Here is a 15217-nt window from a genome sequence, read left to right as displayed (position 1 = left end):
GGGTGGACGCGTATTTCTACATCATCCTGGTGGTGGGGCTGGTTTCCACCGTGCTCTGCGCCGGCGCCGGCATCCTGAAGAGGGCCCCGAACGACACCACCATCCTCTCCGTGGCCGCCGTGGAGCTGGCCCTGCTGGTCTACCTGGTGGGCTCGATCATCCGTGTTGTCTCGGGCGAGCACATCGCGGGCGAGCCGTGGGAGTTCTGGGGCTACCTGTTCACGGCGCTGCTGTTGCCGGTGGGAGCCGTGTACTGGGCCATCGCCGAACGCACGCGATGGAGCAACTTTGTGCTGGCGGCCGTGGGCATGACCGCCCTGGTGATGGCCGCCCGGATGAATCAGATCTGGTACTGACGTGAAAGAGGCAGGGAAGAACATGGCGGCTTCAGAGCGGGGCACCGGCACGACGGACAACGGCGGGGCATCGGACGCGCCCAACGCCCCCGGGGCCCTTGGGGCATCTGGGGCCCGCGGGGGTCGGCTCGGTGGGCTTGGCCGTTCGGCCGGGGCGGGTCGGTCCAACCGGCCCGCGAAGGACACCCGCAACACCGGCCCGGGGCGGCTGCTGATCGCGGTGTACGCGATCTTCGCCCTGTCCGCGACCGCGCGGGCCGGCTACCAGATCCTCACGAAGTTCTCCGAGGCGCCGCTGGCGTACCTGCTGTCCGCCTTCGCCGCCGTGGTCTATATCGTGGCGACCATCTCCCTCGCGAAGCCCGGGCCCACCTGGTTCAAGGTGTCCGTCACGGCCGTGGTGGTGGAACTGGTCGGCGTGCTCGTGGTCGGGGCCCTGAGCCTTTTCGACGCCGTGAACTTCCCGCACGAGACGGTCTGGTCACTGTTTGGCCGGGGCTACGGGTTCATCCCGTTGCTGCTGCCCATCCTTGGCCTGATCTGGCTCTACCGCCGCCGCCCCTCGGCACGGGTGGCTCCTTCCGCCGACTGAGGCGGAGCGGGCTCGTTCGGCCGGCGGCGGTTTCGCTCCTGGAAGCGTGCGCCACGACTTTAGGCGCTTCGAGCGTGCCGGCCGACGTCGGTCCCGCCGCTGATACCGGGCGCTCCCGACTCCAGGTGGTCTGAGGCTGGATGCCGACGGCTGCCCGTCGTTGAAAATCGCCCGCTCCCCGAGCGTTGCGTAGGCGCGCTGGTGAGTCTGACTGACCTCATGAACCCCGAGGCCCCGTGCCGTCGCCGGGCGGCCACGGCCGCCGTCGTCGTCCGTCATTTCCCGCGACCCCACCCCGATCCCTTCCCGCCGATCGGCCTGCTTGGCGCCCCGCCGCAAGCCCGCGATAATAAGTAAACTTGCGATTCATAGTAAGCATGCTTATTGTGGAACTCGGATGCGGGCAATGACGGTTTCGCTTCCTGCTGGTCAACCGAAGCGAGGGAGGCATCATGGGTACTATGAACGCCATTCCCGGAGCGACATGGGAATTTGAGGGCGCAGCCACAGGCGAAGCGCCGGTGGGCGAGGTCAGTTTGCGGCCGCTCCCGGGGTGCCTGGCATGAGCGCCGCCCCCGATTCTAGAAAATGGCGGACCGACCAGTTGCTGTCCATGGCAGCCAGGGTTGTTGAACGCCGCAAGGACAACGCGCTGGCCGCATTGGGGCTCACCCACGCCGGCGTCATTGCTCTCCAAGGCCTCGCGGCCGGACCGCTGAACCAGGAGCAGTTGGCACGGCGCATCGCCGTGCAGAGCCAGACCCTAGGACGTGTCCTGGGGCGGCTGGAAGACTCCGGTCTGGTCACCCGCACTCGCGACGAACGCGACCGCCGCCAATTCTCCGTGGCGCTGACGGACGCCGGCACCGCCGCGCTGGACGCGGCACACAAGATCGAGCGCGAGGCGTTGCCGGAAGATCTGGAGAACTGGACCCACCTGCAGCACGACCTCGGCCGCATCCTCTCCGCCTTCGAGACTCCCGGGCGCTAAGGCTGCTCTTCCAGTCGTTCGCCTAGTCGTTCGCCGGTTTTAGGACGCTTGTTCCAGCCGTCGGCGCAGTTCCGGCCAGGCGGCTGCGAAACCGGGGTGCAGCTCATGCTCATCGACGTTGGCCGGTTGAATCCACTGCAAGTCCAGGCTTTCCGGATCGCTGATCGCCGGGTCGAAAGGGTCGATCACTCGCGCGGCTACCGTCGTGTACGTCCAGTAGCCGACGTCGAACACGGACGTGAACAGCACCTCCACCGACTCGGGTGGCACCGCGGCCTCCTCGTTTGCTTCGCGGAGGGCCCCGTTGACGGCGTCCTCGCCCTGGTGCAAGGCACCTCCGGGCAGGCCCCAGGTCCCACCCTGGTCACTCCACGTGGCACGGTGCTGCAGGAGAATGCCTTTGCCTGCGTCGTGGACCAATAGCCCGGCTGAACCGAACCGGCCCCAGAAGCGGCCCTTGTCGCCCTCCACCCAGGCGTCGCCCGGATCGCGGGGGCCGTGAGGCCTGCGCGGCCCGAAGTAGGGGTTTTCCTGCACCTCCGGCGTGGGGGTTGGCTGCGGGGCGTCGGGCAGGGGAGCGGCTGAGCTGTCCATGTCGCTAGTCTGCCACGCGGGCAGTACGGCGTGACCCCGGGGAGGCGCACGCGAGGTCATCGGGAGTCACGCCCCCGGGTTTCTTCTGCGGGTCCTTGAGGCACGGCTAATTGTCGGAGGTCGGCGAGAGTATTAGGTCATGGAAGCACTGGCTGCGCATTCGTTTCTACCGGCTCACTGGCCGGAGGGTGACGGGCGCATGCGGGCGGCCTACCCGAGGTTAATTGTCAGTGGTCGGCGGCAGGGTTAACCCATGAACGCAACGGCTGCGGTTTCGGTATTACCGGTTCACCGGCCGGTCTGTGACGGGCATATTCGGTTCACCGGCGCGAACTTAAATGTCAGTGGTCGGCGGCAGGATTAACCGATGAACGCAACGGCTGCGCTTTCGTTTCTACCGGTCCCCGGACCGGTGGCTGGCGGGTGCGGCGGTATTGCATTGGGGGATATCGCCGCCTCGCTGCGGGGATTTTGCGCGTCCGCGGTCGACGACGCCGGGCTCCTGAGTTTCACTGAGGCCGCGGCTTTCGCCGGGGACGTGGAAGAGCTCGCCCGAGCCGTGGAGTTCCTGCAGGTTGTTGCGGCGGGCGCTGTCGACCGGACGCGAACCCAGGCCTCAGCAGCCGATGCTTCTGATCGCTCAAAGCCCGGGCCGGAGGGGGACGGGTACCGGCGGACCACGGACTTCCTGCGCGACCGCCTACGGATCAGCACCGCCGAAGCCCACCGGCGCCTCTGCCTGGCCGGGGATCTGCTGCCCCGAGTGGGGCTGACCGGCCAGCCGATCCCAGCCGTTCACGAGGACCTCGCCACGGCGTTCGCTGAAGGGGAGGTCCCGTCCCGGTCCGCGACCATCATCACTCAAGCACTCGACCGGGTGCGGGTTCTGACGGACACCGCCACCGTGACCCGGATGGAAGAGGCCCTGACCACGGTCGCGGCGGTTCACGACCCGGACTTCCTCACCCGGGTCGCGCGCCGCTGGGTCGACGGCCTCGACCAGGACGGCGCCGAACCCACCGAAGAGCTCCTCCGCCAGCTACAGGGCGCATTCATCCGCCGACCCCGGCACGGACTCCAGCACCTGGAAATCTTCGCGACCACCGACCAGTTCGAACACCTCCTCACCGTCATGAACACCGCGACCAACCCCCGCACTGCCGCGACCGGTTCCGGCGAGGTGGATGCCAGCGGGACCACCTCGGCCGCTGCTGACAAAGTCGCTGCCGAAGGCTGCACAGTTTCGGCGGAGGAGGCCTTCGCCACCGAACCGGGAGTCTCCGACGAGCGGCTCGATCTCCGGACCCGGCCCCAGCCCCTCCTCGACGGCCTTGTCGGCGCCTGCAAAGCCGCCCTCGCGAGTGGCGGGCTCCCCGCCGCGGGCGGCCTCCGCCCGCAGGTCATGGTCACCATCGACTACCGCGACCTCCTCACCCGCCTCACCACAGGTCACGCACCAACCTCACAAGACATGACACCTTCCGGGCCCCTAGGCCTGGCCGGGACCGGGTCGCTGGCCTTCACCGGACCCGTCACCGCCGCGACCATCCGGAAGATCGCGTGCGACGCGGACATCATTCCCGTCCTCCTCGGCAGCGAGGGCCGGATCCTGGACATCGGCCGGACCAGCAGAATCTTCCCGCCACACATCCGCAAAGCCATCACCGCCCGCGACAAAGGCTGCACCTTCCCCGGCTCCACCATCCCTGCCCCATGGTGCGAAGCCCACCACATCGACTACTGGTCCCACGGCGGCGCAACCAGCACCGATAACGGTGTCTTGTTGTGCTCGCACCACCATCACCTGATCCACAAAGAACAATGGACCATCCAAACCCGGGCCGGGACTCCCTGGTACATCCCGCCACCCCACCTCGACCCCCACCAAAAACCCCGACAAAACCACTACTTCAATCAGTGACTTCGGGAGGTAGGGGAGTGGGTGCAGGTCCCGCTATCGGAACAGTATGAACAATCGCAGGGCGTGAGGCTTCGAGTCGCCGCCCTCGATGAAGCCCTGCGACTCGTAGAAGGCCCGTTGTCCCGGTTCGTCGTCGGTCAGAAGGACGGTTTGCCGCACATGGGCGAACCGGTCCATGACCGCGGCCAGCAATTGCCGGCCGACACCCGAACGATCGAAGGAGGGTTGCACCAGGATGTCCTGGACGTAGCAAATAGTCTCGTCGTCGGACATAGCCCTCGCGAGGCCCACCAAGGCGCCGTCCACCCGGGCCGTGACGATAAAGGAGGACTTCCGAACCGCCCGTTCCAATACGTCGGGTTCGTTGGTGTAGGCGGCCCAGCCCACGGAGTCGTAGAGGGCAAGCAGCTCCGACCGGGAGACATCGCGGCTCGCTGAGAGGCTGAACTCGGGCATCCGCCCAGTGTGGCATGCTGGGGCGAATGAACTCACCCACCCCGGCCCCGGGCCCTTCGCGTGTGCTCTTCTACGGTGTCACCGGAAGCGGAAAATCGTCGGCCGCCCGGGCCTACGCCGCACGCACCGGGCTCCCGGAGTACTCCGCGGATGACGATATTGGCTGGCTGCCCGGATGGCAGCAACCCGGCGACGACGAGCAACGCGAGACAGCCGCACGGATCGCCGCCCTGGACGAGTGGGTACTGGACAGCGCCTACGGCGTATGGCGGGATTTGATTGTTCCCCGGGCTGAACTCATCGTCGGGCTGGACTACCCCCGGTGGCTCTCCTTGCTCCGCCTCGTGCGCCGGTCCATCCGACGGGTCGTCGCCAAGGAGGAGGTCTGCAACGGAAACCGGGAGACGCTTCGCCGCCTGTTCGCCAAGGATTCAATCATCGCCTGGCACTTCCGGTCCTTTACCCGCAAGCGGCAGGTCATGCGCTCCCTCAGCAGCGCCGACGGGTCCGCCGAGGTCTTGATCTTCCGGCGCCCGCGGGAACTGGAGGCCTGGCTGAACGGGTTGCCATCCGCGCCACCGGCGGCGACCGCCCCTTCGGGGACCCGGCCGGCGTCGGGGGCGCCGGAGGAATGCGGGTAACCTAGGAGAGTTCCGGAGCCGGCCCTATCCCTCCGGGAAAAGTGTTCTGGCAGGCAGCAAAAAGGCGAGGTAGATGGTCCACATCTGGAACGATCCGTCCGAGGTCCCCGCGGACTTCGGCCCGACCGTCGTCACGATCGGCAACTTCGACGGCGTTCACCGCGGTCACCAGCAGGTGCTCTCCCAGCTCATCCGCACCGCCCGCCTGAACCACGCCCGCGCCGTCGTGATCACCTTCGACCCGCACCCCGCCCAGGTACACCGCCCGGAGTCCGCACCCGAGCTGATCATGGGGCTCGAAGACAAGCTCGTCGCACTCGGCGAGGTGGGCCTGGATGCCGTCCTGGTGATGAAGTACTCGCTGGAACTGGCCAGCCTCACGCCCGAAGAATTCGTCTCCTCCATCATCGTCGACACGCTCAAGGCCAGCCACGTCGTCATCGGCCACGACACCCGCTTCGGCCGCGGCAACTCCGGAGACCTGGACACCATGAAGGACCTGGGGGAGAAGCTCGGCTTCGAAGTCCAGGTCATCAGCGAGTTCGGCGCCGAGGGCTTCCCACTCCACAGTGCCGGAACAGATGGTGCCGGAACGCACGACGCCGGAACCCACGACGGCGCGGCCGAGCACGGCACCGGTGACCGCCGCTGCTCTTCCACCTGGGTCCGCGAGGCGCTGCGCGAGGGCGACGTCGCCACGGCCGCCACCGTCCTCGGCCGCCCGCACCGGATGCGCGGCACTGTGGTGCACGGCGCCGCCCGCGGCCGCGACCTGGGCTTCCCCACCGCGAACCTCGCCGCCGACGCCACTGGCTACATCCCCGCGGACGGCATCTACGCCGGCTGGCTGGTGGATGAGGCCGGAACCCGCTGGCCCGCGGCGATCTCCGTCGGTTCCAACCCCACGTTCGACGGCGTCAGCCGCCAAGTGGAGGCACACGTCATTGACCGGCCCCAGGAAGCCGTCGAGGACTTCGATCTGTACGACCAGACAGTCGTCGTCGAATTCGTGGCCCGGCTGCGCGGCATGGTCGCGTACCGTGGGCCGGAGGCTCTGATCGAGCAGATGCGGCTGGACGTCGTCCAGACCCACCAGATCCTGTTCGCCGGCTGACACCCTGCCGGCGGGGAAGGCACCAGACGTGACACTTGAGAAGAACACCCGGGAGTTGGACAAGGACATCGTCCGCGACTTCAGCACCCGGATGAGCTACGCCTCGTACCTGCAGCTGCCCACGCTGCTCAGCGCGCAGCAGCCGGTCAGCCAGCCGGAGCACCACGACGAGCTGCTGTTCATCATCCAGCACCAGACCACGGAGCTGTGGCTGAAACTCGTGCTGCACGAACTGCGCAGCGCCGCCGCCTGGCTCCGGACCGACGACCTCGGCTCCGCCCTCAAAGCCATCGCCCGGGTCAAGCACATCCAGAAGACCCTCACCGAGCAGTGGTCCGTCCTGGCCACCCTGACGCCCACCGAGTACTCCCAGTTCCGGGGCTTTCTCGGCAACTCCTCCGGGTTCCAGTCCAGCCAGTACCGGGCCGTGGAGTTCCTGCTGGGAAACAAGAACCGCAAGATGCTGCCGGTCTTCGAATCGGACCCGGAGGCGCACGCGATGCTGCAGGAGCTGCTCGAGGCGCCCAGCATCTACGACGACTTCCTCGCCTACCTCAAACGCCAGGGCTTCGACGTGCCCGAGTCGGTGCTGAACCGGGACGTCACCCAGGCCCACGAGTTCTCCGCCGAGCTGGTCCCGGTGTTCAAGTACATCTACGAAAACGCGGCGGACAACTGGGGAGCCTACGAGGCCTGCGAGGAACTCGTGGACCTTGAGGACAACTTCCAGCTGTGGCGCTTCCGCCACCTCCGCACCGTGCAGCGGACCATCGGCATGAAATCCGGCACCGGCGGCTCCAGCGGCGCCGCGTTCCTGCAAAAGGCCCTGGAATTGACCTTCTTCCCCGAACTTTTCGCCGTACGAACGGAGATCGGCCAGTGAGCGAAAACCAGCAGGTGCACAGCGGCGCCGACCCGTTGTGGCAGCGCGCCCTCGACCTCGACGCCGCCGATCCGCTGGCTGGCTACCGGGACCAGTTCGTCGGCGCGGAATCCGAGCTTTCCTACCTGGACGGTAACTCCCTGGGCCGGGCGCTCAAGCGCACGGTCACGGACATCTCCTCATTCATCGAGCAGGGGTGGGGCGGCCGGCTGATCCGCGGTTGGGACGAGGAATGGCTGGACCTTCCGCAGGCCATCGGCGACCAGCTGGGCCGGGCCGCGCTCGGCGCCGCGCCGGGACAGACCATCATCGCCGACTCCACCACGGTGGTGCTCTACAAGCTCATCCGGGCCGCCCTCGCCGCCGTCACGGACCCGGCCCGCACCGAGATCGTGCTGGACACCGAGAACTTCCCCACGGACCGGTACCTCGTCGAGGGAATCGCCCGCGAGGAAAACCTGACGATCCGCTGGATCCAGGCGGACCAGGCCTCCGGCGTCACCGAGGACCAGGTGCGCGCCGCCACCGGCCCCGCCACCGCCGTCGTGGTCCTGAGCCAGATCGCCTACCGCTCCGGCCACCTGGCCGACCTGCCCGGGATCACGGCCGCCATTCACGACGCCGGCGCCCTGGTGGTCTGGGACCTCTGCCACTCCGCGGGCTCGGTGGAGATCGCCCTGGACGCCGCCGACGTGGACTTCGCCGCCGGCTGCACCTACAAATACCTCAACGGGGGACCGGGCTCGCCCGCGTTCGCCTATGTCAACGCCCGGCACCTGCCCGGTCTGCAGCAGCCCATCTGGGGCTGGATGGGCCGCAAGGACGCCTTCGAAATGGGGCCCGGCTATGAGGCGGCCCCGGGCATCCGCGGCTTCCTCAGCGGCACCCCCGCGATCTTCGGCATGCTCGCCATGCGCGGCACCCTGGACCTGATCGAGGAGGCCGGCATGCCGGCGATCCGGCGCAAGTCCGAGCTGCTGACCGCCTACGCCCTGGAACTCTTTGACGCCTGGCTGGAACCCTCCGGCGTCAAGCTCTCCACCCCCAGGGACCCGGCGCGGCGTGGCAGCCACATCACCGTGGACCACCCGGCGTTCCGGGAAATGACCGCTGTGTTGTGGAACCAGGACGTCATCCCGGACTTCCGTGCCCCGCACGGCATCCGGCTGGGCCTCTCGCCGCTGAGCACCTCGTTCGCCGAGCTCTACCGCGGCGTGCTGGCCATCCGCGGGCTGCTCGCCGACGCCGCCTAAGAAACGCAGTGGCGGGGCCGGTTTAGACAACGTCCGCGGCGTGCCCGTAAACTAAACGGTGGGTCCGGCTGCAGTCCGTGGTTGCTGGGCCCTGCCACGCGCTTCCGCTCCGGCGGAAAAGCGCGTCCGGCATCCCCGGCAGTGAATTACTGATTCGGGCCTCACGGCACATCTCAAGGAGTTATTGTGGCACTTGAAGCCGCTGTAAAGCAGTCCATCATGAAGGATTTCGCAACGTCCGAGGGCGACACCGGTTCGCCGGAGGTCCAGGTTGCAGTTCTGACCCAGCGGATCAAGGATCTGACTGAGCACATGAAGGTGCACAAGCACGACTACCACACCCAGCGCGGTCTGCTGGCCATGGTTGGTCGCCGCAAGCGCATGCTCACCTACCTCAAGAACACTGACATCAACCGCTACCGTGCGCTCATCGAGCGCCTCGGCCTGCGCCGCTAGTCAGCTTTAGGGGCGGCCCCTTTCCCTCGGAAAGGGGCCGCCTCCTTCAAAAAAACTCAACAGGAGGATCAACCGCATCACGCATTCGCGGTCCTCGGTAGTGACCTCCGGGAAGGGCTTCAAGGAACCGAAGCCCGGGCCCGTGGGTCTCGATCGATGACCGGGTGCAGTGCAGTCCAGGTAGACAGATGCCGGACTGGGTTGATGCGGCTGGACTCCGTGACACAAGAAACGGAGGTGACTCTCTATGGAGGGTCCCGAAATCCAGTTCTCGGAAGCCGTCATTGACAACGGCCGCTTCGGCAAGCGGGTCATCCGCTTCGAAACCGGCCGCCTTGCCAAGCAGGCCGCCGGTGCCGCGATGGTTTACATCGACGAAGAAACCGCTCTGCTGTCGGCCACCACGGCCGGCAAGCACCCGCGTGAAGGCTTCGACTTCTTCCCGCTGACCGTCGACGTCGAAGAGCGCATGTACGCCGCCGGCCGCATCCCGGGCTCTTTCTTCCGCCGCGAAGGCCGCCCGTCCACCGAAGCGATCCTGGCCTGCCGCCTGATGGACCGCCCGCTGCGCCCGGCCTTCATCAAGGGCCTGCGCAACGAGGTCCAGATCGTCGTCACCGTGCTCTCCATCAACCCGGACGAGCTCTACGACGTCGTCGCGATCAACGCGTCCTCGATGTCCACCCAGCTCTCCGGCCTGCCGTTCTCCGGCCCGATCGGCGGCGTCCGCGTTGCCCTCGTCGCCGACGAGCAGGGCTCCCAGTGGGTTGCCTTCCCGAAGCACTCCCAGCTGGAGAACTCGGTCTTCAACATGGTCGTCGCCGGTCGCGTTGCCGGTGACGACGTCGCGATCATGATGGTCGAGGCCGAGGCCACCGACAACTCCTGGAACCTGATCAAGGAACAGGGCGCCACCGCCCCGACCGAAGAGGTCGTGGCCGAGGGCCTCGAGGCTGCCAAGCCGTTCATCAAGGCTCTCTGCGACGCCCAGGCCGACCTCGCCGCCCGGGCCGCTAAGCCCACGGTCGAGTTCCCGGTCTTCCTGGACTACGAGGACGACACCTACGCCGCCGTCGAGTCCGCCGCCGCCGAGAAGCTTGCCGCGGTCTTCCAGATCGCCGACAAGCAGGACCGCGACGCCGCCTCCGACGCGCTCAAGGACGAGGTTCTCTCCTCCCTGGCCGGCCAGTTCGAGGGCCGCGAGAAGGAACTCTCCGCAGCCTTCCGCTCCGTCACCAAGCAGGTCGTGCGCCAGCGCATCCTCAAGGACCAGGTCCGCATCGACGGCCGTGGCCTGACGGACATCCGCCAGCTCACCGCCGAGGTCGAGGTCCTGCCCCGCGTCCACGGTTCGGCCATCTTCGAGCGCGGCGAGACCCAGATCATGGGTGTCACCACGCTGAACATGCTCAAGATGGAACAGCAGATCGACTCGCTGTCTCCGGTGACGCGCAAGCGCTACATGCACAACTACAACTTCCCGCCGTACTCCACCGGTGAGACCGGCCGCGTCGGTTCGCCGAAGCGCCGCGAAATCGGCCACGGTGCCCTGGCAGAGCGCGCCATCGTGCCCGTGCTTCCGTCCCGCGAGGAGTTCCCCTACGCCATCCGCCAGGTCTCCGAGGCTCTCGGATCCAACGGTTCGACGTCGATGGGCTCCGTCTGCGCCTCCACCCTGTCGCTGCTGAACGCCGGTGTGCCCCTGAAGGCCGCCGTCGCCGGTATCGCCATGGGCCTGGTCTCCGACCAGGTTGACGGCCAGACCCGCTACGCCGCCCTGACCGACATCCTCGGCGCCGAAGATGCCTTCGGCGACATGGACTTCAAGGTCGCCGGTACCTCCGAGTTCGTCACGGCCATCCAGCTGGACACCAAGCTCGACGGCATCCCGGCCTCCGTGCTGGCAGCGGCCCTCAAGCAGGCCCGCGAAGCCCGCCTCCACATCCTGGACGTCCTGAACTCCGCGATCGACACCCCGGACGAGCTTTCCGAGTTCGCTCCGCGCGTTATTGCGGTCAAGATCCCGGTGGACAAGATCGGCGAGGTCATCGGCCCGAAGGGCAAGATGATCAACCAGATCCAGGAGGACACTGGCGCGGATATCTCCATCGAGGACGACGGCACCGTCTACATCGGCGCCACCAACGGCCCGTCCGCGGACGCCGCCCGTTCCGCGATCAACGCCATCGCCAACCCGCAGGTCCCGGAAATCGGTGAGCGCTACCTGGGTACGGTCGTCAAGACCACCACCTTCGGCGCCTTCGTTTCCCTGACCCCGGGCAAGGACGGTCTGCTGCACATCTCCGAGCTGCGCAAGATCGCCGGTGGCAAGCGCGTGGACAACGTCGAGGACGTCGTCTCCGTCGGCCAGAAGATCCAGGTGGAAATCACCAAGATCGATGACCGCGGCAAGCTCTCCCTCTCGCCCGTCGTGGCCGAGGAAGAGGGCGCCGACGCCGCCGCGGAGTCCGCGGAGTAGTCCCACCCGATCAACGGCAGCGGGGCCGGTGGATTCGTCCACCGGCCCCGCTGCCGTTAACTGCCGCCGCCGCGGGTAGGATGGCAGGCAGATTTGGCACCCTTCCAACACGGTTTTTTTGAAAGGCCTTAATGACTCTCGTCCCGCTGCCGCTCGAGCAGAACCAGCACGCCGACACCCTGATCCACGGGGCCGACGGCGGTTCGGAGGTGCGGCGTTCGGTGCTTCCCGGCGGCGTCCGGGTGCTGACCGAGGCGATGCCCGGCCAGCGCTCCGCCACCATCGGTTTCTGGGTCGGCGTCGGGTCCCGGGACGAGGCCCCGGGCCAGCACGGCTCCACCCACTTCCTGGAACACCTCCTCTTCAAGGGCACCCGGAAGCGCACCGCCCTGGAGATCGCCTCCGCCTTCGACGAGGTGGGCGGCGAATCCAACGCGGCCACCGCCAAGGAAAGCACCTGCTACTTCGCCCGGGTCCTCGACACGGACCTGCCGATGGCGATCGACGTCATCGCCGACATGATCACCGGCGCCGTCCTGGACCCGCAGGAGATGGAGCAGGAACGCGACGTCATCCTCGAGGAGATCGCGATGGACAGCGACGACCCCACCGACGTCGCCCACGAGCATTTTGTCGCCGCCGTCCTCGGCTCCCACCCGCTGGGCCGCCCCATCGGCGGCACCCCGGAGGCCATCCGCGCCGTCGCGCGGGACTCCGTCTGGGATCACTACCGCCGCTACTACCGCCCGGACGAGCTCGTCATCACCGCCGCCGGGGGGCTGGACCACGACGTCGTCTGCCGCCTGGTGGTGGGCGCCCTGGAGACCGCGGGCTGGGACCTGGAGGCCGACGCCGCCCCGGTGCAGCGCCGCGCGACCGAACGCGCCGTGATTACCGGCACCGCCGGGCTGCACGTGGTCAAGCGCCCCGTGGAGCAGGCCAACATCATCATGGGCTGCCCCTCGCTGGTGGCCACCGACGACCGCCGCTTCGTCATGAGCGTCCTCAACGCCGTCCTGGGCGGCGGCATGTCCTCGCGGCTCTTCCAGGAGGTGCGGGAGAAGCGGGGCCTGGTCTACTCGACCTACTCCTTCGCCTCCTCCTACGCGGATGCCGGCTACTTCGGCATGTACGCCGGCTGCACGCCCTCGAAGGTCCGCCAGGTGCTGGACCTGCTGGGCGCGGAGCTGGACAAGCTTGCCGAGGGCGGCATCACCGAAGAGGAACTCCGCAAGGCCGTGGGCCAGCTCAGCGGCGGGATCGTCCTGGCGCTGGAGGACACCGGTTCGCGGATGTCCCGCCTGGGCCGGGCCGAACTGGTCTCCGGCGAATACCAGGACATCGACGAGACCCTGCGGCAGATCCAGGCCGTCACCGCCGCCGAGGTCCAGGAACTCGCCCGCGAACTCGCCGCCGCACCGCGAACCGTCACCGTGGTGGGACCCTTCGAGGAAACCGAGACCTTCGGGCTCTAAACCGGCGCCGCCGCCGGGGCCCGGCGGCACACCGTCGTCATGAACGGGGTGAATTCCCCGGCGGCTCCCAGCCGCAGCCCGGCGGAGTGGATGAGCTCGCCATCGCGCACCTGCAGCGTGTGCCGGGCCGTGCCCCGGGCGCTGCGGCGCTCGATGGTCAGCACGCCGTCGTCCCAGCCCGCCCGCGCCGGCGCGTCCGGTGCGCGCCCCGCCAGCGGCAGGCCCACGACGCCGGCGCGTGCGCCGTGAATTTCGTATAGGAGCGCCCCGGGGTGGCGCGGATCCTCGGTGAGCACCCCCGTGACGGTGGCGACGCCGCCGTCGGCCTCGGCGTGCCGGAACGCCACCGTGACCGCCAGCCCACCCGCCGCCCGCGCGAACTCCACCTCCGCCGCCGCGCTCCTTGCCGGACCCCACGCGGTGGCCTCCCAGCGGGTGGTGCCGCTCCAGCGCCCCAGGAAATCAGCCAGGGCGCCGAGCGTGGCGCCCGTCAGGCGTCGATTCATGCCGCACCACCCCGCTCCTTCTCGGTCCTTCCCTGTCTTTCCCCGGACCGCGCTGCGGCCCCGGGATCATCTTCACGCGGGCCGCACCGGGAGTAAAGGGCGGCCGCGGGGAGCCGCTAAGGCGCAGTTGGTCGAAGCGGGGGAGAGGCAACTTCGTTGCCATTTCGTTGCACAGCCGGCACCGGAATCCGTTGACAGCGTGTGAGTCGCGCCATAGATTGACTGTAATCTGAATCACCTTTCAGGTTGGACTCAGATCTCCTCTGCTCCCACTCCTCGGATTTTCACCGAAAGGCATCCCGTGAAGGACACAAAGAAGTTCCTGATGGCAGCCGTGATGGCCTCCGGCCTGGCCCTGAGCGCCTGCGCGCCCACCGCCGGCTCGGCAGCCCCCGCGGGCTCCGGCAAGGCCGCCGAGCCCGTCAACGTCGGCATCATCTACTCCAAGACCGGGGCCCTGGCGGCCTACGGCGCCACCTACTACCAGGGCCTACAGGCCGGCATCGACTACGCCACCGGCGGCAGCGGCGAGGTCAACGGCGCCAAGATCAACCTGACCTACACCGACGACGCCGGCGACCCGGACAAGGCCGTCGCCGCCGCCAAGGACATGATCGGCAAGGGCTACAAGATCATCGGCGGCACCGCCTCCTCCGGCATCGCCGTCAAGCTCGCCGAACAGGCCCAGCAGAACAAGGTCCTCTACATTTCCGGCCCCGCCGCCACCGACGCGATCCAGGGCGTCAACAAGTACACCTTCCGCTCCGGCCGGCAGAGCCTGCAGGACGTCGCCACCGCGGGCACGTTCATCGACACCAAGGGCAAGAAGGTCGTCGTCTTCGCCCAGGACAACGCCTTCGGCCAGGGCAACGTCGCCGCGGTCAAGGCCGTGCTCGGGGCCAAGGGCGCCAACGTCAGCTCCGTGCTGGTCCCGGAGAACCAGGAACTGACGCCGTTCGCGCGCCAGCTGCTGGACGCCAAGGCAGACCTGGTCTTCGTCGCCTGGGCCGGTGCCACCACCGGAACCATGTGGCAGGCCCTGAGCCAGCAGGGCGTCTTCGACTCCGCTCCCGTGGTCACCGGCCTCGGCGACGCCTCCAGCTTCAATGCCTACGGCCCGGCGAGCTCCAAGATCAGCTTCCTCAACCACTACTTCCCGGGCGCCTCAGGCACCGACGTCGAGAAGAAGATGATCGCCGGCGTCGAGAAGGCCGGCGGCAAGGCCGACCTCTTCACCCCGGACGGCTTCGTCGCCGGCCAGCTGATCGTCCAGGCCATCAAGCAGGGCGGCGGCACCGACCCTGACGCCATGGTCAAGGCCCTCGAGGGCTACAGCTTCGACGGCCCCAAGGGCAAGGAAACGGTCCGTGCCTCAGACCACGCCCTGATCCAGGACATGTACCAGGCCAAGCTCGTCCAGAAGGACGGCGCCTGGACCCCGCAGCTGATCAAGGCCGTGCCCGGCGACACCGTCGCCCCGCCGGAGAAGAAGTAGCCAGC

Annotated in this window: 15 protein-coding genes; 12 read left to right on the top strand and 3 right to left on the bottom strand. The window is 67.9% G+C overall.

All coding sequences use genetic code 11. The features are described 5' to 3' along the window. Nucleotides 1–2 precede the first annotated feature (2 nt). The 3 genes from ABC337_RS01955 (at nt 3) to ABC337_RS01945 (ending at nt 1939) form a co-directional block, all read left to right on the top strand. Complete coding sequence (locus ABC337_RS01955; RefSeq protein WP_412882583.1) at nt 3–356, top strand: hypothetical protein; 354 nt, start codon at nt 3–5, stop codon at nt 354–356. Between the two features lie 22 nt (nt 357–378). Beyond that, nucleotides 379–948 (top strand): hypothetical protein, encoded by a 570-nt coding sequence (locus tag ABC337_RS01950; RefSeq protein WP_412882584.1) that lies wholly within the window; start codon nt 379–381, stop codon nt 946–948. A gap of 562 nt (nt 949–1510) precedes the next feature. Further along, nucleotides 1511–1939, top strand: coding sequence for a MarR family winged helix-turn-helix transcriptional regulator (locus ABC337_RS01945; RefSeq protein ID WP_290258351.1), 429 nt, complete (start codon nt 1511–1513; stop codon nt 1937–1939). A gap of 39 nt (nt 1940–1978) precedes the next feature. Here the strand turns inward: ABC337_RS01945 and ABC337_RS01940 are convergent, their stop codons facing one another. Further along, nucleotides 1979–2533 carry an NUDIX domain-containing protein gene (locus ABC337_RS01940; protein ID WP_412882585.1) on the bottom strand — a complete coding sequence of 185 codons (555 nt, stop codon included), beginning with the start codon at nt 2531–2533 and terminating at the stop codon, nt 1979–1981. Between the two features lie 439 nt (nt 2534–2972). On the opposite strand from ABC337_RS01940, the gene ABC337_RS01935 reads away from it, so the two are divergent. Next, nucleotides 2973–4454: an HNH endonuclease signature motif containing protein gene (locus ABC337_RS01935; protein WP_412893201.1), complete on the top strand. Its 1482-nt coding sequence runs from the start codon at nt 2973–2975 to the stop codon at nt 4452–4454. Between the two features lie 33 nt (nt 4455–4487). Here ABC337_RS01935 and ABC337_RS01930 read toward each other — a convergent pair whose 3' ends face one another. Continuing rightward, nucleotides 4488–4910: a GNAT family N-acetyltransferase gene (locus ABC337_RS01930; RefSeq protein ID WP_412882587.1), complete on the bottom strand. Its 423-nt coding sequence runs from the start codon at nt 4908–4910 to the stop codon at nt 4488–4490. A gap of 26 nt (nt 4911–4936) precedes the next feature. Between ABC337_RS01930 and ABC337_RS01925 the strand changes: the two genes are divergently transcribed. From ABC337_RS01925 to ABC337_RS01895, 7 genes are all read left to right on the top strand, one after another. Beyond that, nucleotides 4937–5551 (top strand): P-loop NTPase family protein, encoded by a 615-nt coding sequence (locus tag ABC337_RS01925; protein WP_412882588.1) that lies wholly within the window; start codon nt 4937–4939, stop codon nt 5549–5551. A 73-nt stretch (nt 5552–5624) separates the two neighbouring features. After that, nucleotides 5625–6665 carry a bifunctional riboflavin kinase/FAD synthetase gene (locus tag ABC337_RS01920; protein ID WP_412882589.1) on the top strand — a complete coding sequence of 347 codons (1041 nt, stop codon included), beginning with the start codon at nt 5625–5627 and terminating at the stop codon, nt 6663–6665. Between the two features lie 28 nt (nt 6666–6693). Beyond that, nucleotides 6694–7548: a tryptophan 2,3-dioxygenase gene (gene kynA / locus ABC337_RS01915; RefSeq protein WP_412882590.1), complete on the top strand. Its 855-nt coding sequence runs from the start codon at nt 6694–6696 to the stop codon at nt 7546–7548. Then, the gene (kynU, locus tag ABC337_RS01910) at nt 7545–8801 is read left to right on the top strand and encodes a kynureninase (protein ID WP_412882591.1); all 1257 of its coding nucleotides are present in this window, start codon (nt 7545–7547) and stop codon (nt 8799–8801) included. Before kynA ends, kynU begins: the two co-directional genes overlap by 4 nt. A 186-nt stretch (nt 8802–8987) precedes the next feature. After that, entirely contained in the window at nt 8988–9257 is a 270-nt protein-coding gene (gene rpsO / locus ABC337_RS01905; protein ID WP_290258342.1) for a 30S ribosomal protein S15, read from the top strand. 247 nt (nt 9258–9504) lie between these two features. Then, a complete protein-coding gene (locus ABC337_RS01900) occupies nt 9505–11736 on the top strand; it encodes a polyribonucleotide nucleotidyltransferase (RefSeq protein WP_412882592.1) in 2232 nt (743 codons plus the stop codon). 131 nt (nt 11737–11867) lie between these two features. Beyond that, nucleotides 11868–13211 carry a M16 family metallopeptidase gene (locus ABC337_RS01895; protein WP_412882593.1) on the top strand — a complete coding sequence of 448 codons (1344 nt, stop codon included), beginning with the start codon at nt 11868–11870 and terminating at the stop codon, nt 13209–13211. On the opposite strand, the gene ABC337_RS01890 is transcribed toward ABC337_RS01895, so the two are convergent. Further along, nucleotides 13208–13717 (bottom strand): DUF1579 domain-containing protein, encoded by a 510-nt coding sequence (locus ABC337_RS01890; protein ID WP_412882594.1) that lies wholly within the window; start codon nt 13715–13717, stop codon nt 13208–13210. The genes ABC337_RS01895 and ABC337_RS01890 overlap by 4 nt on opposite strands. A 301-nt stretch (nt 13718–14018) precedes the next feature. On the opposite strand from ABC337_RS01890, the gene ABC337_RS01885 reads away from it, so the two are divergent. Beyond that, the gene (locus ABC337_RS01885; protein WP_290258337.1) at nt 14019–15212 is read left to right on the top strand and encodes a substrate-binding domain-containing protein; all 1194 of its coding nucleotides are present in this window, start codon (nt 14019–14021) and stop codon (nt 15210–15212) included. The last annotated feature ends 5 nt before the right edge of the window (nt 15213–15217 follow it).

The organism is Arthrobacter phoenicis (genome assembly GCF_047238215.1).
In the GTDB taxonomy this organism is placed as follows: Bacteria; Actinomycetota; Actinomycetes; order Actinomycetales; family Micrococcaceae; genus Arthrobacter.
The sequence above is the reverse complement of the archived record's forward strand: the minus strand, read 5'-3'. Positions and strand labels throughout refer to the sequence as shown.

What these genes read in the sequence shown, in the direction of transcription:
- ABC337_RS01890 (WP_412882594.1), bottom strand. Translation starts at nt 13,717, where the DNA reads ATGAATCGACGCCTGACGGGCGCCACGCTCGGCGCCCTGGCTGATTTC.
- ABC337_RS01950 (WP_412882584.1), top strand. Translation starts at nt 379, where the DNA reads ATGGCGGCTTCAGAGCGGGGCACCGGCACGACGGACAACGGCGGGGCA.
- ABC337_RS01940 (WP_412882585.1), bottom strand. Translation starts at nt 2,533, where the DNA reads ATGGACAGCTCAGCCGCTCCCCTGCCCGACGCCCCGCAGCCAACCCCC.
- ABC337_RS01930 (WP_412882587.1), bottom strand. Translation starts at nt 4,910, where the DNA reads ATGCCCGAGTTCAGCCTCTCAGCGAGCCGCGATGTCTCCCGGTCGGAG.
- ABC337_RS01925 (WP_412882588.1), top strand. Translation starts at nt 4,937, where the DNA reads ATGAACTCACCCACCCCGGCCCCGGGCCCTTCGCGTGTGCTCTTCTAC.
- ABC337_RS01900 (WP_412882592.1), top strand. Translation starts at nt 9,505, where the DNA reads ATGGAGGGTCCCGAAATCCAGTTCTCGGAAGCCGTCATTGACAACGGC.
- ABC337_RS01895 (WP_412882593.1), top strand. Translation starts at nt 11,868, where the DNA reads ATGACTCTCGTCCCGCTGCCGCTCGAGCAGAACCAGCACGCCGACACC.
- ABC337_RS01920 (WP_412882589.1), top strand. Translation starts at nt 5,625, where the DNA reads ATGGTCCACATCTGGAACGATCCGTCCGAGGTCCCCGCGGACTTCGGC.
- ABC337_RS01945 (WP_290258351.1), top strand. Translation starts at nt 1,511, where the DNA reads ATGAGCGCCGCCCCCGATTCTAGAAAATGGCGGACCGACCAGTTGCTG.